This is a genomic window from Alistipes sp. (assembly GCF_048465575.1).
Taxonomy (GTDB): Bacteria; Bacteroidota; Bacteroidia; order Bacteroidales; family Rikenellaceae; genus Alistipes.
The window spans coordinates 65,269-89,011 of record NZ_DBFWLG010000034.1 but is presented as its reverse complement, the minus strand read 5'-3'; the positions used below and the strand labels follow the sequence as shown (position 1 = coordinate 89,011).

23 protein-coding genes are annotated in these 23,743 nt (G+C 61.4%); 9 read left to right on the top strand and 14 right to left on the bottom strand.

The genetic code is table 11. From position 1 onward, the window contains the following. Positions 1-535 precede the first annotated feature (535 nt). The 3 genes from ACMQ11_RS09135 to ppdK all read left to right on the top strand — a co-directional run bounded on the left by ACMQ11_RS09135 (position 536) and on the right by ppdK (position 4,527). Complete coding sequence (locus ACMQ11_RS09135) at positions 536-763, top strand: helix-turn-helix domain-containing protein (protein ID WP_418992458.1); 228 nt, start codon at positions 536-538, stop codon at positions 761-763. A gap of 41 nt (positions 764-804) precedes the next feature. Continuing rightward, positions 805-1,629, top strand: a complete 825-nt coding sequence (locus tag ACMQ11_RS09130; RefSeq protein ID WP_418992457.1) for a hypothetical protein — start codon at positions 805-807, stop codon at positions 1,627-1,629. 168 nt (positions 1,630-1,797) lie between these two features. Then, positions 1,798-4,527 (top strand): pyruvate, phosphate dikinase, encoded by a 2,730-nt coding sequence (ppdK, locus tag ACMQ11_RS09125; RefSeq protein ID WP_418992456.1) that lies wholly within the window; start codon positions 1,798-1,800, stop codon positions 4,525-4,527. A gap of 355 nt (positions 4,528-4,882) precedes the next feature. Here ppdK and ACMQ11_RS09120 read toward each other — a convergent pair whose 3' ends face one another. Beyond that, a complete protein-coding gene (locus ACMQ11_RS09120; protein ID WP_418992455.1) occupies positions 4,883-5,356 on the bottom strand; it encodes a hypothetical protein in 474 nt (157 codons plus the stop codon). Positions 5,357-5,565: 209 nt separating this feature from the next. Here ACMQ11_RS09120 and ACMQ11_RS09115 point away from each other — a divergent pair, with 209 nt between their 5' ends. Further along, the gene (locus tag ACMQ11_RS09115; protein ID WP_418992454.1) at positions 5,566-6,186 is read left to right on the top strand and encodes a hypothetical protein; all 621 of its coding nucleotides are present in this window, start codon (positions 5,566-5,568) and stop codon (positions 6,184-6,186) included. A gap of 57 nt (positions 6,187-6,243) precedes the next feature. On the opposite strand, the gene ACMQ11_RS09110 is transcribed toward ACMQ11_RS09115, so the two are convergent. The 5 genes from ACMQ11_RS09110 to ACMQ11_RS09090 all read right to left on the bottom strand — a co-directional run bounded on the left by ACMQ11_RS09110 (position 6,244) and on the right by ACMQ11_RS09090 (position 9,888). Further along, on the bottom strand, positions 6,244-6,765 hold the full coding sequence (locus ACMQ11_RS09110; protein WP_418992453.1) for a hypothetical protein: 522 nt from the start codon (positions 6,763-6,765) through the stop codon (positions 6,244-6,246). Next, the gene (locus tag ACMQ11_RS09105) at positions 6,758-7,060 is read right to left on the bottom strand and encodes a TRL-like family protein (RefSeq protein WP_418992452.1); all 303 of its coding nucleotides are present in this window, start codon (positions 7,058-7,060) and stop codon (positions 6,758-6,760) included. The genes ACMQ11_RS09110 and ACMQ11_RS09105 overlap by 8 nt, the downstream gene beginning before the upstream one ends. Before the next feature lie 10 nt (positions 7,061-7,070). After that, entirely contained in the window at positions 7,071-7,616 is a 546-nt protein-coding gene (def, locus tag ACMQ11_RS09100; protein WP_418992451.1) for a peptide deformylase, read from the bottom strand. 307 nt (positions 7,617-7,923) lie between these two features. Beyond that, the gene (gene ruvX / locus ACMQ11_RS09095; RefSeq protein WP_418992450.1) at positions 7,924-8,352 is read right to left on the bottom strand and encodes a Holliday junction resolvase RuvX; all 429 of its coding nucleotides are present in this window, start codon (positions 8,350-8,352) and stop codon (positions 7,924-7,926) included. Positions 8,353-8,355: 3 nt separating this feature from the next. Continuing rightward, positions 8,356-9,888 carry a glycine--tRNA ligase gene (locus ACMQ11_RS09090; protein ID WP_418992449.1) on the bottom strand — a complete coding sequence of 511 codons (1,533 nt, stop codon included), beginning with the start codon at positions 9,886-9,888 and terminating at the stop codon, positions 8,356-8,358. Between the two features lie 128 nt (positions 9,889-10,016). Between ACMQ11_RS09090 and ACMQ11_RS09085 the strand changes: the two genes are divergently transcribed. Then, a complete protein-coding gene (locus ACMQ11_RS09085) occupies positions 10,017-11,294 on the top strand; it encodes a BACON domain-containing protein (protein ID WP_418992448.1) in 1,278 nt (425 codons plus the stop codon). A gap of 101 nt (positions 11,295-11,395) precedes the next feature. On the opposite strand, the gene ACMQ11_RS09080 is transcribed toward ACMQ11_RS09085, so the two are convergent. The 4 genes from ACMQ11_RS09080 to ACMQ11_RS09065 form a co-directional block, all read right to left on the bottom strand. Continuing rightward, the gene (locus ACMQ11_RS09080) at positions 11,396-12,031 is read right to left on the bottom strand and encodes a JAB domain-containing protein (RefSeq protein WP_418992447.1); all 636 of its coding nucleotides are present in this window, start codon (positions 12,029-12,031) and stop codon (positions 11,396-11,398) included. Positions 12,032-12,115: 84 nt separating this feature from the next. Then, positions 12,116-12,817 carry a ribonuclease III gene (gene rnc, locus ACMQ11_RS09075; protein ID WP_418992459.1) on the bottom strand — a complete coding sequence of 234 codons (702 nt, stop codon included), beginning with the start codon at positions 12,815-12,817 and terminating at the stop codon, positions 12,116-12,118. Positions 12,818-12,908: 91 nt separating this feature from the next. Further along, the gene (gene fabF / locus ACMQ11_RS09070) at positions 12,909-14,156 is read right to left on the bottom strand and encodes a beta-ketoacyl-ACP synthase II (RefSeq protein WP_418992446.1); all 1,248 of its coding nucleotides are present in this window, start codon (positions 14,154-14,156) and stop codon (positions 12,909-12,911) included. 41 nt (positions 14,157-14,197) lie between these two features. Next, positions 14,198-14,434, bottom strand: coding sequence for an acyl carrier protein (locus ACMQ11_RS09065; protein WP_195461447.1), 237 nt, complete (start codon positions 14,432-14,434; stop codon positions 14,198-14,200). A 178-nt stretch (positions 14,435-14,612) separates the two neighbouring features. On the opposite strand from ACMQ11_RS09065, the gene pepE reads away from it, so the two are divergent. The 4 genes from pepE to ACMQ11_RS09045 all read left to right on the top strand — a co-directional run bounded on the left by pepE (position 14,613) and on the right by ACMQ11_RS09045 (position 17,911). Further along, positions 14,613-15,314 carry a dipeptidase PepE gene (gene pepE, locus ACMQ11_RS09060; RefSeq protein WP_418992445.1) on the top strand — a complete coding sequence of 234 codons (702 nt, stop codon included), beginning with the start codon at positions 14,613-14,615 and terminating at the stop codon, positions 15,312-15,314. A 6-nt stretch (positions 15,315-15,320) separates the two neighbouring features. Further along, positions 15,321-16,163, top strand: coding sequence for a prephenate dehydrogenase (locus ACMQ11_RS09055; protein ID WP_418992444.1), 843 nt, complete (start codon positions 15,321-15,323; stop codon positions 16,161-16,163). A 1-nt stretch (position 16,164) separates the two neighbouring features. Continuing rightward, the gene (locus ACMQ11_RS09050) at positions 16,165-16,548 is read left to right on the top strand and encodes a YraN family protein (protein WP_418992443.1); all 384 of its coding nucleotides are present in this window, start codon (positions 16,165-16,167) and stop codon (positions 16,546-16,548) included. Positions 16,549-16,684: 136 nt separating this feature from the next. Then, positions 16,685-17,911, top strand: coding sequence for a 3-deoxy-D-manno-octulosonic acid transferase (locus ACMQ11_RS09045; protein ID WP_418992442.1), 1,227 nt, complete (start codon positions 16,685-16,687; stop codon positions 17,909-17,911). 580 nt (positions 17,912-18,491) lie between these two features. On the opposite strand, the gene ACMQ11_RS09040 is transcribed toward ACMQ11_RS09045, so the two are convergent. The 4 genes from ACMQ11_RS09040 to ACMQ11_RS09025 form a co-directional block, all read right to left on the bottom strand. Then, positions 18,492-20,177 carry an LruC domain-containing protein gene (locus ACMQ11_RS09040; RefSeq protein ID WP_418992441.1) on the bottom strand — a complete coding sequence of 562 codons (1,686 nt, stop codon included), beginning with the start codon at positions 20,175-20,177 and terminating at the stop codon, positions 18,492-18,494. Positions 20,178-20,249: 72 nt separating this feature from the next. Beyond that, on the bottom strand, positions 20,250-21,518 hold the full coding sequence (locus ACMQ11_RS09035; RefSeq protein WP_418992440.1) for a histidine-type phosphatase: 1,269 nt from the start codon (positions 21,516-21,518) through the stop codon (positions 20,250-20,252). Beyond that, positions 21,505-22,377, bottom strand: a complete 873-nt coding sequence (locus ACMQ11_RS09030) for a DUF3828 domain-containing protein (RefSeq protein ID WP_418992439.1) — start codon at positions 22,375-22,377, stop codon at positions 21,505-21,507. The genes ACMQ11_RS09035 and ACMQ11_RS09030 overlap by 14 nt, the downstream gene beginning before the upstream one ends. A gap of 12 nt (positions 22,378-22,389) precedes the next feature. After that, entirely contained in the window at positions 22,390-23,676 is a 1,287-nt protein-coding gene (locus ACMQ11_RS09025; protein WP_418992438.1) for a serine dehydratase subunit alpha family protein, read from the bottom strand. Positions 23,677-23,743: the final 67 nt, after the last annotated feature.

The window sequence follows — 23,743 nt, the reverse complement described above, 5'->3', positions numbered from 1 at the left end:
CCCCGACAAGCCGCGGGTTGCACACGATGAACGTAAATCGTGTGCATGGTGAAACCCTCGGTCTTGCGGCTTCGGCTCAAGAAACCGTCGCTTCGGACGGACAACCGCGCAGGAGGTTCTGAAACCTCCGTCCAAATAGTTCAAAGGCCTACCCGGCGCCGTGATGGCTGCGCCGGGCAGGCCCGTTTTTTGTGGCCGCATCGGACCGCAGCATCAGCCGATCCACTTATTATTTTTTCATTCCGGACGCATGCGAGGAATCTTCCGCTGACTTTTTTGCTTTGCGCCCCCTTGTCAGGCTCGGGCTCGGGGAACCGTTTTCGCCGCGGAACGCGGCGGCAGTCCGCAGCCACCCCCGGGCGGAGGACTGCACGCAGCTCTTCGGCTTCGAGCAGACCTCCGCTGGCTGCGAACCGCTTAATCACACAGGAATCTAACCACATGTGAAAGACACTCATCACACATGAGTATACTCACGTATAGAAGAGCATCACAAATGGCACGTTTTTTAGTTTTGCACTATCAAACATGCTTTGTGAAAACACCCGTGGACATCTATGTAATTGAAGCCATCCGCAAAGAGCGCATGGCTCAAAAAGTTTCGCAAGCCATGTTGGCCTACGGTATCGGTGTTTCAAGAGGTTTCATCGGAATGGCCGAAAGTTCGAAATACGACATAAAATACAACCTCAACCACCTGAACGAGATCGCCAAATACCTCGGCTGCTCGCCACGCGATTTTCTGCCCGAAAAACCGCTATGAACTTATGGAACATAAAATCGCATGGGAGTCGGCTAACAAACGTGCTCCTTGCAATTTTTAATTTTTCATTCTTAATTTTTAATTGCGGGCACGCAGCCGCGCACCCGCCGCTGGGTATCGCTTACGTCGATGCGGACCACCTCTACGATACCCTCCCGGCACCTTTCTACGACGATACGGACTACACGCCCGCGGGCCGGCTCCGCTGGAGCGCGGAGCGCTATCGGCGCAAGATCGCACAGACAGCGGCCCTCCTGGACTCGATGGCCCTGCCTCTTGTCGGCGTGTGGAGCGTGGAGAACGAAGCCGTGGTCCGCGACCTGGCGGCCGCCTGCCGGGGCGATTACGTCTACCTGCACCGCACGCTCAACGCGCTGGACGGCATGGATTTCGCCCTCCTTTACTACGGCGACCGCTTCTACCCGCACTACGCGGAGCCGGGTCGCCGCTACCTCTATGTCGAGGGATTGCTGCGGCACGGAAAACGCCGAGATACGGTCGGTCTGGTCCTGTGCAGCGATCCGCGCATGGCCGAATGGGTCGTCAGGGATCTGCGCCAGGAACGTCCCGGCACAAAGCTCGTCGTGATGGGCCGCATCCCGGCCGGCACATTGGAAGCCTGCGGGCTGCGCGACGCCTCGGCCCGCGCCGAGCGGGCCGGACGGGGCAACATCCGCCGCAGCCGGGGCTGGGCAATGCGCGACCGCATCTTGATCGACACGTCCTTGCGTGCCTCCGACGCCGAGGTGTTCGCCCGCCGCTGGCTCCTCGATCCCGCGACCGGAAGCCCGCTGGCCACCTACGAAAAGGGCCTTTACCGCGGCGGCCCAGGCTATGCGCTGCCCGTATATGTCTATATCGAGTAGATTTTTTTGGATATTCCGAAAAGTTTTCCTATATTCGCAATCCCTCGGGCGAAAATAAATTTTTGAACCGGATGGCAACATCCGGACAATTGCATTTTTTGTTAGCAAACGGGGTGCAATCGGGAAAAATTTTTTAACTTTACTATACAATTTAAAATCCAGATGACTATGGCAGACGTTAAACGAGTCTACACTTTCGGCAACAAGGAGGCCGAGGGGAACGGCAAAATGCGCGAACTGCTCGGCGGCAAAGGGGCCAACCTCGCCGAGATGAACCTCATCGGCATCCCCGTCCCCCCGGGATTCACCATCACCACGGAGGTATGCGCCGAATATTACAAGCACGGCAAGCAGGCCGTCATCGAGTTGCTGCGGCCCGAGGTCGAGCGCGCGATGAAGAACATCGAGCGCCTGACGGGCATGCAGTTCGGCGACCGGGAGAAGCCGCTCTTGGTGTCGGTTCGTTCGGGCGCCCGCGCGTCCATGCCGGGCATGATGGACACGATCCTCAACCTGGGCATGAACGACCAGGCCGTCGAGGCCGTTTCGAAGCGCACGGGCAACCCGCGTTTCGCGTGGGACTCGTACCGCCGTTTCGTTCAGATGTACGGCGACGTGGTGCTGGGCATGAAGCCCGAATCGAAAGAGGACCACGACCCGTTCGAGGTGCTGATCGAAGCGCAGAAAGAGAAGCGCGGCGTGAAGAACGACACCGACCTAACGACAGACGACCTCAAAGAGCTGGTGGCCGATTTCAAGGCCGCCGTCAAGAAGCAGACCGGCGAGGATTTCCCCACCAATCCCTGGGATCAGCTCTGGGGCGCCATCTGCGCCGTCTTCGGCTCGTGGATGAACGACCGCGCCATCCTCTACCGCAAGCTCAACAACATCCCTGCCGAGTGGGGCACGGCCGTGTCGGTGCAGGCGATGGTCTTCGGCAACATGGGCGACAATTCGGCCACGGGCGTAGCTTTCTCGCGCGACGCCGCCACGGGTGAAAACATCTTCAACGGCGAGTACCTGATCAACGCCCAGGGTGAGGACGTGGTGGCCGGCATCCGCACCCCGCAGCAGATCACCATTGAGGGTTCGAAGCGCTGGGCCAAGGCGCAGAACATCTCCGAGGAGGACCGCCGCACGAAATTCCCCTCGCTCGAAGAGGTGATGCCCGTGGTTTATAAAGAACTGGACGAGATTCAGCACCACCTCGAGCACTATTTCACCGACATGCAGGACATCGAGTTCACGATCCAGGACGGCAAGCTCTGGATGCTCCAGTGTCGCAACGGCAAGCGCACGGGCGCCGCGATGGTCAAAATCGCCATGGACATGCTCCGCGAGGGGCTGATCGACGAGAAGACCGCCGTGCTGCGCTGCGAGCCCGCCAAGTTAGACGAGCTGCTCCACCCGGTCTTCGACAAGAAAGCGATCGCTTCGGCCGAGGTCATCACCAAGGGTCTGCCCGCCTCGCCGGGCGCCGCCACGGGACCCGTGGTGTTCTTCGCCGACGACGCCGAGAAAGTACTCGAAAAGACGGGCCAAAAGGCCATTCTGGTGCGCATCGAGACCTCGCCCGAGGACCTCAAGGGCATGCTCGACGCCGCCGGTATCCTCACCGCACGCGGCGGCATGACCTCGCATGCGGCCGTCGTGGCGCGCGGCATGGGCAAGTGCTGCGTCTCGGGCGCCGGGGAGCTGGAGATCGACTACAAGGCGCGCACGATCCGCGTCAACGGCTTCACGGTCAAGGAGGGCGACTGGATTTCGCTCAACGGCTCGACCGGCGAGGTCTACCTGGGCAAGGTAGCCACCCAGGCCGCCGACCTGAGCGGCGATTTCGGCCATTTGATGGAGCTGGCCGGCAAGTACTCCGTGCTGAAAGTCCGCGCCAACGCCGACTCTCCCAAGGATGCCGCGCAGGCGTTCGTGTTCGGCGCCGAGGGTATCGGCCTGTGCCGCACCGAGCACATGTTCTTCGAGGGCGACCGCATCAAGGCGTTCCGCGAGATGATTCTGGCCGACGACGAGGCCGGCCGCCGCGTGGCCCTGGCGAAGCTGCTGCCCATTCAGCGGGGCGATTTCGAGGGCCTGTTCAAGGCCATGAACGGATTTCCCGTCACCGTCCGCCTGCTCGATCCGCCGTTGCACGAGTTCGTGCCCCACGACGAAAAGGGACAGCGCGAGATGGCCGAAGAGATGAACGTACCGTTCGAGAAGATCGTCTCGAAAGTGGAGTCGCTCGCCGAGTTCAACCCCATGCTCGGACACCGCGGCTGCCGCCTGGGCAACACCTACCCCGAGATTACCGAGATGCAGACCCGCGCCATCATCGAAGCCGCGATGAACGTCCGCGCCGCAGGTACCCCCGTCCACGTGGAGATCATGGTGCCGCTGGTGGGCAACCACAAGGAGCTGCGCTACCAGAAAAACATCATCGACACCACGGCCGAGCAGGTCTTCTCGGAGCGCAACGACAAGATCGACTACCTCGTGGGCACGATGATCGAGGTGCCGCGCGCCGCCGTGACGGCCAATCAGATCGCCGAGGTGGCCGAGTTCTTCTCGTTCGGCACGAACGACCTGACGCAGATGACCCTCGGCTTCTCGCGCGACGACATCTCGAAGTTCCTGCCCGTCTACCTCGACAAGGGTATTCTGAAGAACGATCCGTTCCAGATTCTCGACCGCAACGGCGTGGGTCAGCTGATCCGCGAGGCCGTCTTCAAGGGACGCGGCGTGCGCGAGAACCTCAAGTGCGGCATCTGCGGCGAGCACGGCGGCGAACCCTCGTCGGTGGAGTTCTGCCACTATGCCGGACTCAACTACGTGAGCTGCTCGCCGTTCCGCGTGCCCATCGCGCGCCTGGCCGCCGCACACGCAGCGCTCAAGGAGAAATAGAACCGCTATTACACTGCTATCGATGAGACCTGCCTTTCGGGGCAGGTCTTTTTTTTGCGGGGTGGCTGCGGACTGCCGCTGCCTTTGGCGGCGAGGAATGGAAGCGGAAGATTCTTCACATTGTTCGATATGACAATTTTCACTTTTGTCCTTTCACCTTTTGCGACCCATCGACAGGCTCGGGGATCGAAAATGCTTCGCGGTTTGACAACTGATGACTTTTCACCTTTCACCTTTCACTTTTCACCTTAGCGCCGTCCTCCGCCGGGGGTGGCTGCGGACTGCCGCCGCCGGGACAGGGCACAAAAAAGCGCCCCTGAAACAGGGACGCTCAACCTAAAACGATTCGTTTACGTCAGAAATGGTAGGCCACGGAGATACCGAAATTCCAGAAGCCGGGGGTGAAGAAGCCCTTGGAGTTTCCTCCGATCACCGCACCGATGATCGGCCGGTAGTCGACCGAGAGCGAGATGGGGACGCTTTTGAACTGGCAGCCGAAAGCGCACGAGCCGGCTACGCCCAAGAGAAAACCCGCCTTGTCGAAATTGTACATACCCAGTGCACCGCCCACACCGGCATTCAAAAACCAGTCGCACGTTTGGGGAGTCCAGTCCCACTGGAAACAGCGCCAGTTGTAGATTCCCGTGGCGGCCAGACCGTCGTAATTGGGGAACGAGAGGGTGAATTGCACGAAATTGGATGTACTCAAGTTGCGCTGGTAGAGCAGTTCCGCACTGCCGCCGAATCGAAGACCCACCGCATTGTCCTGTGCCCGGGCAAGACCCAGCGCGAAGCAGGAGATCAGCAAGGTAAAAAATAACTTTTTCATAATCAATGATTTACACAAAAATAAAAACTGTTTGCACGATCTTGTGACCCAAAGATACGAAAAAAATGCGAACCGGCAAATCCCCGGCGGTCCGATTCGACCTCAGCGACAATCCGTGCGACATCGCGCGGGAAATTCCCGGGACGGCACGAGTGTTGCAGAGTCTTGTCGGAAAACGAAACAACTCTCATTCTGTAAAAGTAACGAACATGAAAAAAATTCTTTTCACTGCCGTAGCCGCTTTGATCGCATTCACGGTATCGGCGCAAGAGTATCAGCAGCGGCGTGACGGCTACTACCGTAACGACACGCGCAATGCGTACAACGACCGCACGGACCGTACGACCGGTCAGGTACGCGACGACCGTTACGGGACGGGGACGACCAACAACCCCTATGTCCGCACGACCGAAGGGTTCCGCAGCGAGGAGACCCGCTGGGCGGTAGGTCCCCAGCTCGGTATCTACATGAATACCGACATGGACGGCGCGGTTCTGGGCGTGGGTGCCTACGGCCGTTACAGCATCACCAACCACTGGCGCATCCAGCCGGCCATCACGGCACTGCTCGAAAAGAACTGCTCGATCGACGTCAGCGCCGACATCCAGTACCTCTTCCAACTCACCCGCCGGTGGGACATCTATCCGCAGGTAGGTGTGGGAGCCAATGATTTCGGCGACTGGTCGTGCGGCATCGATTTCGGTGTGGGTACCGATTTCGCCGTCTCGCGCCGCTGGGACCTGACGGCCGCATTCAAGTGGATCATCCAGACGGCCAGCAACCGCAACGATCCGTTCCTGATCAACATCGGCGCTTCGTACCGTTTCTAAGCAGCGCCTCAGAGAGCGAAAACTCCCGGAAAACAATGTTTTCCGGGAGTTTTTGCGTTACTGTTCGTTCTGGCGGATCATCTCGAAAATCCGGTAGCCGACGGGGGCATACGACCGCCAGGCCGAGCGTCGTACGGGGTATTCGTAAGCCCGGCCGCCGGACCAGAGCGTCGCCTCGGGCGTCGCCCGCTCGTCGAAGAAAGCACATACGGGGGCGGCATCCGTACGCAGCGAGTAGCGGTGGCGCCACCCTTTTTTCCCGGGTTCGAGGTAGAGCCGCTCCACCGGACCGGCCAGGCTGGCATCGCCCGAGCGGAACCGGACCGAATCGGCTGCGGCAGGCTGCGGCAAGCTGCAAGTGAAATTGATCGTCACGCGGCCGTCCTGCCCCTCCTTGTAGGTCATGTCGAAAGTCAGATCGCCCCATCGGGGGCTCTCGAACAGCGTGACGGGGAGCGTGTGGTAGATCGTCCCGTCCGCCTGGGCTTTCGAGACATAGCGGCCGCGAATGTTTTGCGAGCGGGCACCTGCCGTGAGGCCCACCGTCGTGAGCAGGAGCAGCAGCGCGCGCTTAATCACCGTAGACGATGACCGTGTAGATCGTATAGACGCCGACATAGGACTTGGCCTGGTAATCGACATGGTGGATGCGCGTAATGCCGGCTTCGCGGGCGGCGGCCTGGATGCTGGCATCGCCCAGAGCGACCACGCCCACGTAGCCCTTTGCCTCGGCCGTGCCGACCTTGCTCGATCCGGCATTGCCCGTCACGGCCAGCCCGTCCTTGACATCGGTGTAGATACCGCCAAAGAGCGGCGACTTGATGCACCCCATACAGAGCGCAGCGGCGAAAATGAATGCGAAAAATTTCTTCATATCGGTTATGTCATTTGGTTTTATACGCACAGCGGTATTTGCCTTTGACGAGATTCAGCAGCTTGCCTTTCAACAGGTTGCGGCGAAGCGGCGAAATGCGGTCGGTAAAGACCGTGCCCTCGATGTGGTCGTACTCGTGCTGGATGACCCAGGCCCTCAGGCCCGTGAACTCCTCGTCGTGGGGATTCATCTCCTCGTCCAGATAACGCATGCGGATCGCCAGCGAGCGCTGCACGTCGGCGTGGATGCCGGGGAACGAAAGGCACCCCTCGTTGTAGGTCTTCGTCTCCTCGGAGAGGGCATAAATCTCGGCGTTGATGAATGCGCGCCTGTAGTCCGCGCACGTGGGGTCCTCGTCGGCCCAGGGCGTGCAGTCGACGATGAACAGGCGCATGTCCTTGCCGATCTGCGGGGCGGCAAGACCCACGCCCTCGGCTTCGGAAAGGGTCAGGAACATGTCCTCGACCAGCTTTTTCAACTCCGGATAATCGGCCGGAACGGGCTGGCAGCGTTTGCGCAGCACCTCGTCGCCGTATATTACGATTGGGTAGATCATATATTACCAAGTTATACTATTTTATGACTATCGTTACTTTCTCCCGCGGCCGGAGCAACGGCCCCACCGGGCGGCTCGGAGACCGTGGTTTCGCCGCTGCGACCCCTCGACAGGCTCGGGGATCGTGTGCTTTCAGCGGCTTAACCTCGCTCCCGTTCGGAGCCTGCAAGGGAAGCACGGATTCAAGCCCGTTATCCCAGTCCGGTTTCTCGTCAGAACGAGTTGAATTTCGTGTTTCGTGCCGCAGGACACGGACGGGATGTACATGGGTACCTCCCGTTCGGGGCCTGCAAGGGAAGCACGGAATTCAGCCGTTATCACGGGAAACCCGGCTCTCCATGTAGGATTGCAGGATAATCGTGGCGGAAATCTTATCCACCAGCGCCTTGTCGCGGCGGGCCATGCGTCCGATGCCGCTCTCGAGCATCGCGCGGTGGGCCAGCACCGAGGTGAAGCGCTCGTCCCAGAAAACGACCTCCTTGTCGGGCCAGGCTCTTCGCAGGCGGGCCGCGAGCGGCTCGATGTAGCGCCACGTTTCAGAGGGCGTGCCGTCCATGCGCGCGGGCTTGCCCACTACGATCGTACTAACGTCCTCCGCGGCGAAATATTTTGCCAGCCACGCTTCGAGCTGCCTGGTCTCGACCGTCGCAAGCCCCCCGGCAATCAGCCGCAGCGGGTCGCTCACGGCGATGCCCGTACGGCGGGTTCCGTAATCGATGGCGAGGATGCGGCTCACAGGTCAGGTGAAAAGCCTGCGGTAGGAGCACTCCTCTTCGACCATCGCGTGCAGGGCCTCGATCTTCACACGCTCCTGCTGCATCGTGTCGCGTCGACGGACCGTGACGGTGCCGTCGCAGAGCGTCTGGCCGTCGACCGTCACGCAGAAAGGCGTGCCGACGGCGTCCTGGCGGCGGTAGCGCTTGCCCACGGAGTCCTTCTCGTCGTAAACGACGTTGTAGTCGTATTTCAACTCGTCCACGATCCGCTGCGCCACCTCGGGCATGCCGTCCTTTTTGACCAGCGGCAGCACGGCGACCTTGACGGGCGCCAGCGCGGCCGGCAGACGCAGCACCACGCGGGTGTCGCCTCCGTCCAAAGTCTCCTCGGTATAGGCCGCGGACATCACCTGGAGGAACATGCGGTCCACGCCGATCGAGGTTTCGACCACGTAGGGCACGTAGCTCTCGCCCGTCTCGGGGTCGAAATACTGGATTTTGCGCCCCGAGAACTGCTGGTGGTTGCCCAGGTCGAAATCGGTGCGCGAGTGGATGCCCTCGACCTCCTTGAAGCCGAACGGGAAGCAGAACTCGATGTCGGTGGCGGCGTTGGCGTAGTGGGCCAGCTTCTCGTGGTCGTGGAAACGGTATTTTTCGTCGCCGAAGCCCAGGGCGCGGTGCCAGGCCATGCGGGTCTCTTTCCAGGCGTTCCACCACGCCATCTCGGTGCCGGGGCGGACGAAGAACTGCATCTCCATCTGCTCGAACTCGCGCATGCGGAAGATGAACTGGCGGGCGACGATCTCGTTGCGGAACGCCTTGCCGATCTGCGCGATGCCGAACGGAATTTTCATGCGGCCCGTCTTCTGGACGTTCAGGAAATTGACGAAGATGCCCTGCGCCGTTTCGGGCCGGAGGTAGATGGTGTTGGCGCCCTCGGCCGTGGAGCCCATCTGCGTGGAGAACATGAGGTTGAACTGACGCACCTCGGTCCAGTTGCGCGTACCCGAAATGGGGCACACGACCTCGCAGTCGAGGATGATCTGACGGAGGGCCGCCAGGTCGTTGGCGTTCATCGCTTCGGCGAAGCGCGCATGCACCTCGTTGCGCTTGGCGAGAAGCTCCGCCACGCGGGGGGAGGTCTCGCGGTACTTGGCTTCGTCGAACGTCTCGCCGAAGCGTTTGCGGGCCTTTTCGACCTCCTTTTCGATCTTCTCGTCCTGGCGGGCGATCCAATCTTCGACCAGCACGTCGGCGCGGTAGCGCTTCTTCGAGTCGCGGTTGTCGATCAGCGGGTCGTTGAACGCCCCCACATGGCCCGAGGCCTCCCACGTGCGGGGGTGCATGAAGATCGCGGCGTCGAGGCCGACGATGTTCTCGTGGAGCTTGACCATCGAATCCCACCAGTAGCGCTTGATGTTGTTCTTCAGCTCGACGCCGTTCTGCCCGTAGTCGTAGACGGCGGCCAGACCGTCGTAGATCTCGCTCGACGGGAACACGAAGCCGTACTCCTTGCAGTGGGCCACGAGCTTTTTGAATAGTTCTTCCTGAGTCATATGATTTGTTTTATCGTTTTCCGAATGACAAAAGTACGAAATAAATAGGAATATGGGGCGCTCCGCGATTTTTTTTCTACTTTTGTCGCCAGGGGTTCAAGAACCTCGGAAACAGAACAGACATGCAAATGACCAGAACACTCTTAACAGCCTTGGCGGCCCTCGTGCTGACTGCCGCCTGCACCTGCAAAGGCGAAGACTACAAGGGCCTCTTCGGACAGATCCGGGTGGCGGATACCCGGGCGTTGGAACAGACGGTCGGCGCCGATGAGACCCAGGCCCCGAACGGGGTGACGTTCACGACCCCGGCGGCCTGGAGCTCGGAGATCGCCTCCACGCGCGCCGAGGCGCCCGACTGGGTATCGATCGCGCCCGACCACGGCGACGCAGCGGGCACCTATACGGTGCGGATTGCGCTCGAAACCAATCCGTTCGAGGAGGCGCGTTCGGCGACGATCACCATCCACAGCGGCGACTCGCAGTTCGAAATCCGGGTGACGCAGACGGGAACCGACAACCCGATCATCCCGTACAGCAACCGCATTACCGGAATCGAGCTCCACCATGTGCTCACATGGGATGCCCCCGGCTCGGCCCCCGAGGAGGAGTGGCTCGCCACGATCGGCTTCCAGTACGACGATGCGGGCCGCGTCGTCCTGATCGGCATGGACGAGACGCCCGAAAACCTCGCCAACAACATCGAGCAGCTCTTCACTTTCGCCTACGCAGAGCGGCAGATCGAACTCCGGGCAAACGACGACCAGGGGAGCGACCTGTCGTACACCGTCGTGCTCGATGCCGCGGGCCGGGCCGTCGAAGCACGTGCGGATGGCGGCACGGAGCACTGGAGCTTCGGGTACGACGGCGCGGGCTACTGCGAGCGGATCGAATACGACGGCACGGATTACACGCCGGGGATCGAGAGCATCGGCTGCGGCTGGAGCAGCGGCAATCTCACGGCACTCGATGCTTTCGATTCGCAAGGCGGCAAGGTCCCCGAATACAGCTATGCGTTCGACTACCAGATGCAGACGACCAACCGCCCCGAAGCGGTGAACCTCGATCTGAACGCCTTGCTCTTCAACGTCTGTCCCGATTTCGAGGACGGGGAGTTCCCGATGGGCGCCATGCTCTCCGGCATCGGGCGGCTGGGCCGGCGCAGCGCCAACCTGACGGCGAGCTGCAAGGACGAGACCGATTACGGGATGGAGAAGCTGCACGACGGCACCGTTCGCTCTTACAAAATACTGGACGAGCGGATCGAATGGACGCAGCAGGCCGACGGGCAGGTGACCCAGGCCACCTTGACACGCACCGTGCAGCAGGTCCGGAGTAAAAACGGCACAAAGGAGGTTGTCGAAAACGGCGGATTCACGGAGGTGGATATTTACAAAATCCGTTACTGACCCGGCAGCATCCGGAACGCATAAAACAGGGACGACCCCGCTGGGATCGTCCCTGTTTGTGTTTTCGGAAAACTTATCTCTTTGCGAGGCCCCCTGAGGTCCTACCCCATCAGTCCGGCGCGGAGGAACGAAAAGTCGCCCTCGCGGGCTATGATGATGTGGTCCAGAAGCGCGATGTCGAACAGTTCGGCCGCCTGGGCGATGCGCTCGGTGAGGACCTTGTCCTGGGCGCTGGCTTCGGCGGCGCCCGAGGGGTGGTTGTGAATCAGGATGAGCTTGGTGGCCAGCAGTTCGAGCGCCCGCTTGATGATGATCCGGTGGTCGACGACCGTGCCCTGCACGCCGCCCTGACTGACCCGCTGACGCTCGATGATGCGGTTCGAGGAGGTGAGGTAAACGGCCCAGCACTCCTCGTAGGCAAGGGTCTGCATCTGCCTGCGGAAGAGGCGCACCACGTCGTCGCTCGTCGTAATGATGTCGGCCTCCAGCACGCGCATGTCCGATAACCGCAGGCCCAGCTCCATCGCGGCGTGCAGCTGGCACGCCCGGCGAAGTCCCATGCCGCCGACCATTCTCAGGCGAGCCGTATCCTCGTCGCCGATGCGGGCGAGGGAGTTGCCATAGGTCGTAAGAAGAGTCTGTGCAAGTGCTTCGTCCTCCAGCACAAGTGCCAGCAATTCGAGGTCCGTGAGCGACTCCACGCCCCGGGAGGCCATCTTATCTGCTATGTTTTTCATGCGATTCTCGAGTGTCGGGTTGGTCTTACGGGTGATTGGGTTCCGATCGGTTCGGGACAAGCGGTCGGAGCTATTCGGTGCGGATCAGGTTGCGGTCAGCCGGTCCATCTTGTCCAGCAGCGAGGCGCACTGTTCGTCGGTCATGTAGTGCGCCACCGAGAAAGCGGCCTGCTGTTCGGCCTCCTTTTTCGACTCTCCCGCGCCGTGGCCGACCTCCATGCCGTCGATGAGCACCGTACAGCAAAACTGCGGGTGGTTCGAGGCGTACTCGCGTCCGTGCTCCGTGCGGAAAGCGATGCGGTGGTGGTTCTTCTGGCACCACTCGATCAGGCGGCTCTTGAAATCGGTCTCCGACTCGGTGAGGCGCTCCAGATTGAGGTGGCGGAGGAATATCTTGTTGATGAGCAGTCGGTTGACGAAATCGTACCCCTGGTCGAGGTAGATGGCGCCGATCATGGCTTCGAACGCATCGCCGTAGATGTGTTTCTGGGCGATGGCCGCTCCGCCGTTGGAGATGACCTGGCGGTCGAGCCCGAGTTCCACGGCCAGTGCATTGAGCGACTGGCGCGAGACGATCTTCGAGCGCAGCTGGGTCATGAACCCCTCGTCGCGGTCGGGAAATTCGATGAAGATGTAGTCCGAGGTGACGGCTTCGATCACGGCATCGCCCAGGTATTCGAGGCGTTCGTTGTTGATCGTGCGGCCGTCGTCCAGAACCAAAGAAGCTGACTTGTGAATCAAAGCCAGCTTGTAAAGTTCGATGTTGTGCGGAATGAATCCGAACAGATCGTCGATCGTTCTGTAATACGCCTTGTCGGGCCCGAGGTTCCTCCTGAGAGGACGAAGCAAGAAATCAAACACGGGCTTTCGCAGGGCGTTAGAATTTGCGGAAAATGACCGTCGAGTTGTGACCGCCGAAGCCGAACGTGTTGCTCAGGGCGCATTTCACGTCGCGCTGCTGGGCCTTGTTGAGCGTCAGGTTCAGCCGCGGGTCGATCTCCGGATCACGGTTCTCGCAGTTGATCGTCGGTGGCACCACGCCGTGCGTGAGGGCGAAGATGCACGCAAGGGCCTCGACGGCACCGGCGGCACCCAGCAGGTGACCGGTCATGGATTTGGTCGAGGAGATGTTGACCCGGTAGATGTGGTCGCCCAGCACGCCGGCCACGGCTTTGAGTTCGGGAATGTCGCCCGCAGGGGTCGAGGTGCCGTGTACGTTCACGTAGTCGATCTCCTCGGGCCGTATGCCGGCATCCTTGATCGCATCGCGCATCGCTTTCATGGCACCCTTGCCCTCGGGGTGAGGCGCCGTGAAATGGTAGGCGTCGGCCGAAGCCCCGCCGCCGCAGATTTCGCAATAGATCTTCGCACCGCGCGCCTTGGCGTGCTCCAGCTCTTCGAGCACCAGCGCTCCGGCGCCCTCGCCGATCACGAAGCCGTCGCGGTCCCGATCGAACGGGCGCGAAGCGTGCTGCGGGTCGTCGTTGCGCGTCGAGAGCGCCTGCATCGAGTTGAAACCGCCCACCGAGGGTTCGTTCACGGCAGCCTCCGAGCCGCCCGTAATCATCATGTCGGCCTTGCCGTAGCGGATGGCCTCCATGGCGGCGATCATGCCGTGGTTCGAGGAGGCGCAGGCCGAGACGGTGCAGTAGTTGGGGCCCATGAAGCCGTATTTCATCGAGATGAAACCGGCGGCGATGTCGGAGATCATGCGGGGAATAAAGAATGGGCTAAACCGCGGGGTTCCATCCCCTGCGGCCCAGCCCACGCACTCATCGAAGAACGATTTAATGCCTCCGATACCCGAACTCCAAATCACGCCCACCTGCTCCTTGTCGACCTTTTCCAGGTCGATGGCGGCATCCTCGACGGCCTGCGTGGCCGCGATGAGGGCATACTGCGTAAAGAGGTCGTACTTGCGGACCTCCTTGCGGTCGAAATAGCGGGTCGAGTCGTAATCCTTTACCTCACAAGCAAATTTCGTCTTAAATTTTTCGGCATCGAAATGAGTAATCGGTGCGGCACCCGAGACTCCCTTCTCCAGATTCGAAAAAAACTCCTCTATATTATTACCGAGCGGGTTGATCGTACCGATGCCCGTAACAACTACTCTTCTTTCAGTCATAAATTCAAGGCTTTTGTGCCGTGATGCTTGGTTTTCGGAAATTATTTCTTGTGCTCCTCGATGTAGGTGATCGCGTCGCCTACCGTAGCGATCTTCTCAGCGTCCTCGTCCGGAATCTGGATATCGAAAGCCTTTTCGAACTCCATGATCAGCTCTACGGTGTCGAGCGAGTCTGCGCCCAGGTGGTTGGTGAAGCTGGCTTCGGGTACTACCTCCGACTCCTTTACACCCAGTTTGTCAACGATGATCTCGACAACTTTTGATTGAACTTCTGACATAATTTTAAATTTTTAGTTAAACAATTATTTGGAAATAGATCTTTGATATTTCCGGGGTAATTTTGCGCAAAAGTAACACTTTTTTTATTACTTTTGACAAAACCGTTCTTTTTTTTATTCACAACTTTTTCGACATTTAGCACATTTTTTTAATCAAACCGTTAGAAACCATCTGCTTATGAAACTCCTCCTGATCTCCAATTCGACCAATGCCGGCGAGGAATACCTCGCGTGGCCGCTGCCCGAAATAGGCCGGTTTCTCCACGGGGTCGACGAAATCGCGTTCGTTCCCTACGCCGCCGTAACGTTCTCCTACGCGGAGTACGAAAGGAGAGTGCAGGCGCAGTTCGACAGGCTGGGAATCCGCGTGCGTTCCATCCACCGGGTCGCGGACCCCGCGCGCACGATCCGCCGCGCCGAGGCGATCTGCGTGGGCGGCGGCAATACGTTCGCGCTGACCAAAAAGATGCAGGAGCAAGGGTTGATCGCAGCCATCCGCAGCCGCATCAAGGCCGGCACGCCCTACGTCGGGTGGTCGGCCGGAAGCAACGTTTGCTGTCCGACGATCTCGACCACGAACGACATGCCGATCGTCGAGCCGCTCTCGTTCAAGGCGATCGGGGCCGTCCGGTTCCAGATCAATCCCCACTACCTCGACGCCTCGCCCGCGGGGCACGCCGGCGAGACGCGCGAACAGCGCATCGCAGAGTATATCGAGGCCAATCCGCGCCGCTGGGTGGCCGGCCTGAGGGAGGGCTGCCTGCTGCGCTACGAAAACGAGCGGCTCGAACTGGTCGGCGGCCGCCCGATGCGGATGTTCCGCAAGGGGGTCGAGCCGTTCGAGGTGCAGCCGGGAGAGGACCTTTCGTTCTTATTATAAATAGGTATGAAAGTACTGATCGCGGGTCTCGGCCTGATCGGCGGGTCGCTGGCCCTCGCCCTGCGCGACCGCGGGCTGGCGCAGGAGATACTCGGGGTCGAGCGCAACGAAGAGCACGCGGCCGAGGCCTTGCGGCTGGGCCTGGCGGACCGGATCGTGCCGTTCGACGAGGGGGTCACCGAGGCCGGCCTGATCGTGCTGGCAACCCCCGTGGACACGATTCCGCTGCTGGCCGTCAAGGCACTCAACCGCGTGAACGCGAGGCAGGTGGTGATGGACGTGGGGTCGATCAAGGGCGAGTTGTGCGAGGTGATCTCGATGCACGCCAACCGGGGCCGTTTCGTGGCCGCGCACCCCATGTGGGGCACCGAATACAGCGGTCCGCAGGCGGCCCGGCGGGGCGCCTTTGCAGGGCGCAGCGTGGTGCTGTGCGAGCCTGAGCGCAGCGACGACGACGCGCTGCGCTGCGTCGAGGGTATCTTCCGCGCGCTCGAAGCGCCGATCGTTCGCATGGACCCCGAGGAGCACGACCTGCACGCGGCCTACGTCTCGCATATTTCGCACATTACCTCGTTCGCTCTGGCCAACACCGTGCTCGAAAAGGAGCGCGAGGAGCGGCACATCTTCGACCTGGCGGGCGGCGGCTTCGAAAGCACGGTGCGTCTTGCGAAGAGTTCGGCCGCGACGTGGGTGCCGATCTTCCTGCGCAACAAGTTCAACGTGCTGGACGTGCTGCGCGAACACATCCACCAGTTGCAGCTCCTGCGCCGGATGATCGAGCGCGACGACTCCGAGGGGCTTGCCGAGGCCATCCGTCGTGCGAACACCATCCAGAAGATCATCCGTTGACATGGACTCCCAGCCGAACGAAACCGCCGCAGCCCACACGGGCCGCACGGGCGAAGAAGCCGCAGCCGAATGGCTCCGCCGGGCGGGGTACGAGTTGTGCGCCCGCAACTGGCGGCAGGGGCGCTACGAGTTGGACATCGTGGCCCGCAAGGCGGGAGTTGTGCATATCGTGGAGGTCAAGACGCGCCGCGCGGGATCGCTCACGCCGCCCGAAGCGGCGCTGACGCTCCAAAAATTCCGGGCGCTGAGCCGTGCCGCGGCCTCGTTCCTGACCGCCTCGGGCATGGACGGATGGGAGGTGCAGTTCGACCTGGCTGCCGTGGAGATCACACCCGACGGACCCCGCGTGCGGTTCATCGAAAATGCGATGGAATACAACTGGTAATTTTGCTTTTATGACAAAAAACGTTACCTTTGCCGGACCGTGAAAGAACCTGACGCCGCGCGGAGTTTGCGAAAAAGCCGCCCGACGCCGGAGAAACGCATGTTTTACCATTTACCAACGCTAACCGCAGATACCGATGTGGATCTATAATTTCGGTCTGACGCTATACGTCTGGGCCATCCGGCTCGTAGCACCGAGGCACGCGAAGGCCCGGCTCTGGATAGAGGGTCGCCGAAACCTCTTCAAACGCATGGCCGAGGTCATCGCTCCCTCCGACCGCATCGTCTGGGTGCATGTGGCGTCGCTGGGCGAGTTCGAGCAGGGCCGCCCGATCATCGAACAGCTCCGCAAAACACATCCCGAATACAAGATACTCCTGACCTTTTTCTCCCCCTCGGGCTACGAAATCCGCAAGGATTACAAGGGCGCCGATTACATTTTCTACCTCCCGATCGACACCCCGCGCAACGCCCGCCGGTTCCTCGACGCGGCGCATCCCGAGGTCGCAATTTTCGTCAAATACGAGTTCTGGCTCAACCTGCTGAAAGAGCTGCGCCGCCGCAAGGTGCGCACCTACGTCGTCTCGGCGATCTTCCGCCCGGGTTCGATCTTCTTCCGTCCCTACGGCGGCATGTGGCGGCAGGCGCTCGAGGCGTTCGACGTGATGTTCGTGCAGAACGAGGAGTCGAAAAGGCTGCTGGCCGAGCTGGGGTTCGACAACGTACTCGTAGCCGGCGACACGCGCTTCGACCGCGTGGCCGAAATCGCCCGGTCGGCTCGCCATATCGATGTGGTGGAGCGTTTCCGGGGGGACTGCCGCCTGTTCGTAGCCGGTTCGACCTGGGGGCCCGACGAGGAGCTGCTCATCCGGCTGATGAACGAAAATCCGGAGATCAAATTCGTCGTCGCGCCGCATGAAATGGACGAAGCCCGCATCGGGCGGCTCATCGACGAAACGCGCGGCGGAGCACTGCGCTTCTCGCAATGCACGTCCCGTACGGCATACGGATCGCGGCAGCTGCTGATCCTCGACACGGTGGGACTGCTCTCGTCGGTGTACAGCTATGCCACGTGGAGTTATATCGGCGGCGGGTTCGGTGTCGGCATCCACAATACGCTCGAAGCCGCTACGTTCGGCCTGCCGGTGGCTTTCGGGCCCAACTACCACAAATTCAAGGAGGCACGCGACCTGGTAACGCTCGGCGCCGCCCGGCCGGTGGCCGATTACGACCAGCTGCGGGCGTGGTTCATCCCCTTGCGCGACAACGAAGAGTTCCTCATCAAGACGCGCCGCATCGCAAAAGACTACACCACGCGCCACCAGGGCGCCACGGGAATCGTCGTGCGGACGATCTTCGGGTAATAATCCGGTTCATAATTTAGGAGGTGCGCACCTCGCCCGGGTGGCTGCGAACTTTCCGCTGCCCGAAAGCGGTATGGGCAAGACAGGAAGCGGAAGATTCTCCGCATGCGTTCGGAATGACACGATCGAGATACGCGGCGTGCGAGATGTAAGTGTAAGATTCCCGCATGCGTTCGGAATGACACGATTTATGGCGGTTCTCGGCAGGCGGGCTTGGCTGCGGGCTGCTGCCGAGTTCCGCGGCAAGTTCTTTGCCGCTAATCGGCCAGCAAAGAGAGGTGCAACCGATACCCCATTCGGATTGGCAAAGGGAGCTCGGGGAATCGAGAAAGGGAGGGCTTGCTACCCCTCGACAACGCTGGGGATCGAAAATGGGCGGACTTGCGCACCCCTCGACAATGCTGGGAATCGAAAATGGGCGGACTTGCGACCCCTCGGCAATGCTCGGAGGATTGAGAAAGGGAGGGCTTGCGCCATCTCGGCAATGCTCGGGAATCGAGAAGAAAGCATACGCCATCGGACAGACATGACGAAATGCGCGAAATCGGATGATTTCGCGCACTTGCATTTCGTAACGTCCCTACCGCTCGAAGAGCAGGCTCTCGTTCTTGGGGTGTTTGTACCAGTCTTTCGCACGGGCTCCGCCGTCGGGCCCCTTGAGGAACCAGTAGCAGTCGTCGATCGAGGCACGCTCCTGCGCCCACCGGAACTGCCACGAGGCGTCGTCCGGGTCACTCAGCGGAATATCCAGCACGCAGGGGTATTCGCCCGTGTTGAAATTGGTCTTGTAGATGTAGTAGCCGCTGCCGTTCTGCATGCAGGGTTCGATCCCGCCGTAGAGCGACTGCGTAACGGATTCGAAAAAGTCGGGATCGAACCTCTGCGTGGGATAGACGTTGACGTAGCTGGTCAGATCGCCAATGAGCTGGGCGTAGCGGCCCGAATTCCAGAAACCGAACGTGTTGGTCATGCCCGAACCTACGGCCAGCGGGCGCACGGTGATCTGCTTGTGGCGGTTTTTGGACTGATAGAAATCCTTGATCTCGTACTGGATGACGGCGTCGTTGAAATCGAAATCGCCCGGCGAGGGGTAGTTGTCCTCGAAGAGGTAGATTCCGGACGTGGTCGTGCAGGCGATCTCTTCGGGCTTCTCCGTATTGCCGATCTCCACGTCCTCGTTGGGCTGGATGTCTTCGGGGTTGCTCTCCACCAGGCAGAGGATGTCGTTGTAGTCGCCGTCGTATTTCGAGCCCTCGGTGACGATGCGGTTCTCCATGCCCAGCACATTGCCCTCGAAGCCGTCCATCATCACATGGCAGATGAAACCGTTGGCCACGTAGTTGTCCTCGATGCGGAATTTCTCCTTGTTGTCGGCATAGGTCAGCGTGAAATTCCGCACGCGGGGGTTGAGCGAGGGGGTCGTGAAGCGGAAGCCGTCGTTGCCCACCAGGCTGTTGCCCAGGTAGACGAAGCCGACGTTCAGCCCCTTGGCGAACTTGCCCAAGCTGAATTTCTTGTAGGAGGAGACGTTGCCGTCGATCTCGCGGCGCGTGTCGAAGATGCAGTTTTTCCTGGCTTTCATTTCGGCATAGGCGATCTCGACCACCTCGTTGTTCTTCACGCCGTAGAACGTGCAGTCGTCGAACGTCAGCCGCTCCATCTTCCCGGCCGGATAGGTGTAGCACCACAACATGCCGTAGAGTCCGCCTTGGCGGCTGCCGCCGTCGCCGAGGAACGTGAGCCACACCTGCGCCTCGTTGAACTCGCGGTCGCTGGGCGTGTCGGCGATCCTGAGGTCGGTGCACTTGAAGAGGTTTTCACCCCGCACGTTGTTGGGCTTCTCGGGGAAATAGAGGCTGTTTACCGCCGTCATCACGGCCGCGGGCAGCTTGTTTGTCTCCCAGGCGCGCGTCTTGACCGAGAGGGCCGCGGGCGTGATCGAGAGGTTCTTCACCTCGTGGACGGTCATGTCGCCCTGGCCGACGACGTAGAGCTCGGTCACGTCTTTCGGTACGTCCAGCTGCGCCGCGATGGGCGTAAAGCCCGTCAGCGCGGGCAGGCGGCAGAGCGTCCCCTCGTCGTCGTAGGGTTTGGCGTAGTAGACCGAGTAGTATTCGCCCGGATTGGCCGTGGCGATGCTCACCGAAACCGTCGTGCGGTTGGAGAACGATTCCGTATATTTTTGCAGGAATGCACTGTTGTCGGGGTTTTTCTCGATGCACGAGACAAGCCCCGCAAGGATGAATAGGAGAGGATAAAGTCGCATAGTGTATGTTTTACGCCCGAAAGATACTCATTTTCGTCCGACCTGCCGCATAAATCCCGAAAAATCTGCGTTTCAGCGGTATAAATTTTCAAAATAGGCCCGCAGCGTCTCCCACGGATAGTAGGGGCCGCCCGCGACAGGCAGCCGGGCGTCGCGTTCGTTGTGCAGCACGCGGACGCGCACGTCGCCCGTCGAGGAGTTGCGGAAGAAGATCAGCTGGAGGTTGGCGGCCATGGGCGATACCTGCTGCACGTTCCACACCGCGGCCACGTCGTCCACGGGGCGGACCCGCGCCGAAGCCCCCTCGACGCCTATCAGCGCCAGGAGGGGCGTAATGTAGACGTCGTGGCCGAAGCGCAGCGACGCACAGAGCGCCCGCTCGCCCCGGATGACCTCGTCGGCCGTCTCGACAATGTTGCGCAGCAACGGCTCGGCGGCGGCGACGACCGGATCGCCGAAGCGCTCGGAGGGCCCCATCGTCAGGTAGCGCCGCACATTTTCGACCTCCCACAAGGCATACAACTCCTCGTCGGTAAAGAGGTCGTAGAGCGAAATGCCGAGGTAGTCGATGTCCTGCATGATGCCCGCCAGCTGGAACAGCCGCTCCGCGGTCCGATGCGGGTCGCGGACCTCCCGCCGGACGAACTGCGGGTCGGAGAATATTTCGCCCAGCAGCCGTGCGGGTTCCAAACGTACCCGGAGCAGGCTGTCGGCCACGGCGGAGGCGGGTCGATACAACGAGTCCAAAGCCACGCCGTTGGCCAGATAACCGAGGTAACGGCGGCTCGCCTCGCGCGTGGTGCGGATCGCAGGGTCTATCTCCTTGAGCCGTTCGTCGAAAGCCGCCATACTCAGGATGCAGCGCGGTACGAGCGTCGAGCGGCTCTCGACGAGGCACTCGCGGCCGTCCGTCGAGAAGACCTGGGGATAGGCTGCATACATGCGCTCGGCGATGGCCCGGTGTTCCGCCACCCCGCGGGGCGAGAGGTCGCCGTAGCGCCCCGCCGCATCGGCGGCGATCGCCTCGACCTCGCCGAGCAGCCGGCGGCCGCGAGGGGTCAGTGCATCGGCCGCTGCGGCCCGGCGCAGCAGGTCGAGCGGCTCCTCGTAGGCGCTCTCCGAAGAGAGGTAGCGGCTGCCGTGGCGGCCGTAGTGGCTGATGTAGAAAGGTTCGTACCCCGCAGGCACGGGCGCCGGATCGGCTGGCACATAGTCGTAGGAGTGGTAGATGCCGGCCGAACGCTCGGGGTGCGCGGCCAGCTCGGCGGGGGTCGTCTGCGCCGCGGCGGCTCCCGAAAGCAGGAGCAGCGCCAGGGCGGCAAGGTGCTTACATCTGAACATCGTCGATGAGGTATTTTCCGTTTTCGCAGGTCAATGCGATTTCGATACGGTACGACCGGTCGCCGACCCGATAGCTTACCCGGAAGCGGTCGTTGCCCTGCGGGACGATTTCGAGCGTTGGGAGCCACAACGGATCGAAATCGAACTGGCCGATCATGAGGTCGTAACCCGGCGCGCCGTCCAGCCTGTTGCCGGCTTCGGCACGGACCCACTCTTCGCGGGCATTTTGCGTGAGGCAGCGGCTGCGCAGGGCCGCCAGCCGGTCGTCCAGATCGGCGGGCATGGCACAATAAACCGAGAGGTAAGCCGTGTAAAAACCGCTTAGAAACGACGATGCGGTGCCGGCGTCGATCTCGGGAGCGGTTTGCGGGCAGGCGAGCAGTTCGTCCCCGCAGCGGGAGCCGTGCCAGGGCGGCGTGATGTAGACGATCCGGCACGCTCCGTCCCGCATTCCGGTTCGAACGGGAATCTCCACCGAGGTGGCGGCTTCGTCCGCGTCGGTGCGATAACCGACCAGGTACCAGTCGTTCCCTTGTTCGCGGACCGTCAGCGTGCGCAGCGCATCCGGCGTCGTATCCTGCGCCCGGATGATCGGGTCGGCGCCGGTAGCACGGGAGACCCGCTCCAGTTTGGCGACGAGCTCCGGGGTGAGAAAGGTCCTCAACAGCGAATCGCGGCGGGAACCCTCCTGCAACAGGTCGGTCAGGTAGGCCGCATAGAACATCCGGACCCGCTCCGGGCAGCCGCCCGCATGGACCGCCTCCGGGCCGCCGTTCGCGCGGACGCGATCCGGGCAGCCGCCCGAACAGATCGCGGGCAGAAAGCAGCAGGCGATCCAGAGGGCGATCCGTCGTTTCATCACTTTCGAATTTTACGATTTTTGCGTCATGATCCGCAGCACCAGCCGGTCGGTCTCGTTCATGCCGTCGCGGCCGATGGCCGTCAGGTTGCGGATGCACTTGTCCACGTCCTCCTCGATGATCCCCTCGACCGGGGTAACGCAGCGGCCGTCCATGGCCATCATGGCCGAAAGCACGGCCGTCGAGACGCCGCTGGTGAGCTTCATCGAGCAGCTGGGTTTGGCTCCATCACAAATCATGCCCGTCAGGTTGGCGATCATGTTCTTGACCGCGGCGGCGACCTCGCGGTAGCCGCCCCCCATCAGGTAGGTGATGCCGCAGCTGGAGCCCGTGGCGGCCACCACACAGCCGCAGAGGGCCGAGAGGCGGCCCAGGCTCTGCTTGATGTAGATCACCGTCAGGTGGCTCAGCGTCAGCGCGCGGATGGTCCGCTCCTCCGAGGCGCCGGTCTGCTCGGCATAGACCACCACCGGAAGCGTGGCGGCGATGCCCTGGTTGCCGCTGCCCGAGTTGCTCATCACGGGGATCATGGCCCCGGCCATGCGGGCGTCGCAGGCGGCGGAAGTATACGAAAGAATGCGGGTGAAAACGCTGTCGCCGATGACGTTGCGCTCACGGTCGCAGCGGAGCGTGCGGCCGACGCAGTGGCCGTACCGTCCTTCGAACGACTGCTCGGCGGCGGCCTTGTTCAGCCGGCGGGTCTCCAGTATGAAGCGCAACTCGTCCAGCGGCGTCTCGAGGGCGAACTCCCAGACCCGGGCGAGCGTCAGCGGCACCTCCTCTTCGTCTTCGGCCCCGGCGACGGGCGTGCGTTTGTCCAACAGCACCTCGCCGTCGCGCTCGAGCAAGACGAACGACGTATGGCCGCCGGCGATGACCGCCACGGCGCGGTGTCCCGCCGCTTCGGCCGCGACCTCGATGTAGAGCTTCTCGTCGATCCCCTCTCTCAGGCCGATGGCGATGCGTTTCTGGTCGATGTAGCGGCGCCCCTCCTCCACGGCCTCGGGCGTCACGTCGCGCAGCACCTCCAACCGGTACTCCGAGCGGCCGATGAGCGCGCCGAGCGCCACGGCGATCGGAAGCCCGATCATCCCCGTGCCGGGAATGCCGACGCCCATGGCGTTTTTGAGGATGTTGGCGCTCAGGCTGACGTCGATCCTTTCGGGCCGCTGGCCCAGCAGCTCCGCGGCACGCGCCGTACAGAGCGCCACGGCGATGGGTTCGGTGCATCCGATGGCAGGGACGACCTCGCGGTTGATGAGACGGATGATCCGCTCGCGTTCGGGTTTGGAAATCATGGTCGGTAATTTTGCTTCGTCAGACAAAGGTAACGTTTTTTCGCTATTTTTGCAGCGATAAAAACCA

Bases quoted from the DNA above. Each gene is read 5' to 3' on its own strand.
- ppdK (WP_418992456.1), top strand. From the start codon at position 1,798: ATGGCAGACGTTAAACGAGTCTACACTTTCGGCAACAAGGAGGCCGAG.
- ACMQ11_RS09120 (WP_418992455.1), bottom strand. From the start codon at position 5,356: ATGAAAAAGTTATTTTTTACCTTGCTGATCTCCTGCTTCGCGCTGGGT.
- ACMQ11_RS09115 (WP_418992454.1), top strand. From the start codon at position 5,566: ATGAAAAAAATTCTTTTCACTGCCGTAGCCGCTTTGATCGCATTCACG.
- ACMQ11_RS09105 (WP_418992452.1), bottom strand. From the start codon at position 7,060: ATGAAGAAATTTTTCGCATTCATTTTCGCCGCTGCGCTCTGTATGGGG.
- def (WP_418992451.1), bottom strand. From the start codon at position 7,616: ATGATCTACCCAATCGTAATATACGGCGACGAGGTGCTGCGCAAACGC.
- ACMQ11_RS09090 (WP_418992449.1), bottom strand. From the start codon at position 9,888: ATGACTCAGGAAGAACTATTCAAAAAGCTCGTGGCCCACTGCAAGGAG.
- ACMQ11_RS09085 (WP_418992448.1), top strand. From the start codon at position 10,017: ATGACCAGAACACTCTTAACAGCCTTGGCGGCCCTCGTGCTGACTGCC.
- ACMQ11_RS09080 (WP_418992447.1), bottom strand. From the start codon at position 12,031: ATGAAAAACATAGCAGATAAGATGGCCTCCCGGGGCGTGGAGTCGCTC.
- fabF (WP_418992446.1), bottom strand. From the start codon at position 14,156: ATGACTGAAAGAAGAGTAGTTGTTACGGGCATCGGTACGATCAACCCG.
- ACMQ11_RS09065 (WP_195461447.1), bottom strand. From the start codon at position 14,434: ATGTCAGAAGTTCAATCAAAAGTTGTCGAGATCATCGTTGACAAACTG.
- pepE (WP_418992445.1), top strand. From the start codon at position 14,613: ATGAAACTCCTCCTGATCTCCAATTCGACCAATGCCGGCGAGGAATAC.
- ACMQ11_RS09055 (WP_418992444.1), top strand. From the start codon at position 15,321: ATGAAAGTACTGATCGCGGGTCTCGGCCTGATCGGCGGGTCGCTGGCC.
- ACMQ11_RS09050 (WP_418992443.1), top strand. From the start codon at position 16,165: ATGGACTCCCAGCCGAACGAAACCGCCGCAGCCCACACGGGCCGCACG.
- ACMQ11_RS09045 (WP_418992442.1), top strand. From the start codon at position 16,685: ATGTGGATCTATAATTTCGGTCTGACGCTATACGTCTGGGCCATCCGG.
- ACMQ11_RS09040 (WP_418992441.1), bottom strand. From the start codon at position 20,177: ATGCGACTTTATCCTCTCCTATTCATCCTTGCGGGGCTTGTCTCGTGC.
- ACMQ11_RS09035 (WP_418992440.1), bottom strand. From the start codon at position 21,518: ATGTTCAGATGTAAGCACCTTGCCGCCCTGGCGCTGCTCCTGCTTTCG.
- ACMQ11_RS09030 (WP_418992439.1), bottom strand. From the start codon at position 22,377: ATGAAACGACGGATCGCCCTCTGGATCGCCTGCTGCTTTCTGCCCGCG.
- ACMQ11_RS09025 (WP_418992438.1), bottom strand. From the start codon at position 23,676: ATGATTTCCAAACCCGAACGCGAGCGGATCATCCGTCTCATCAACCGC.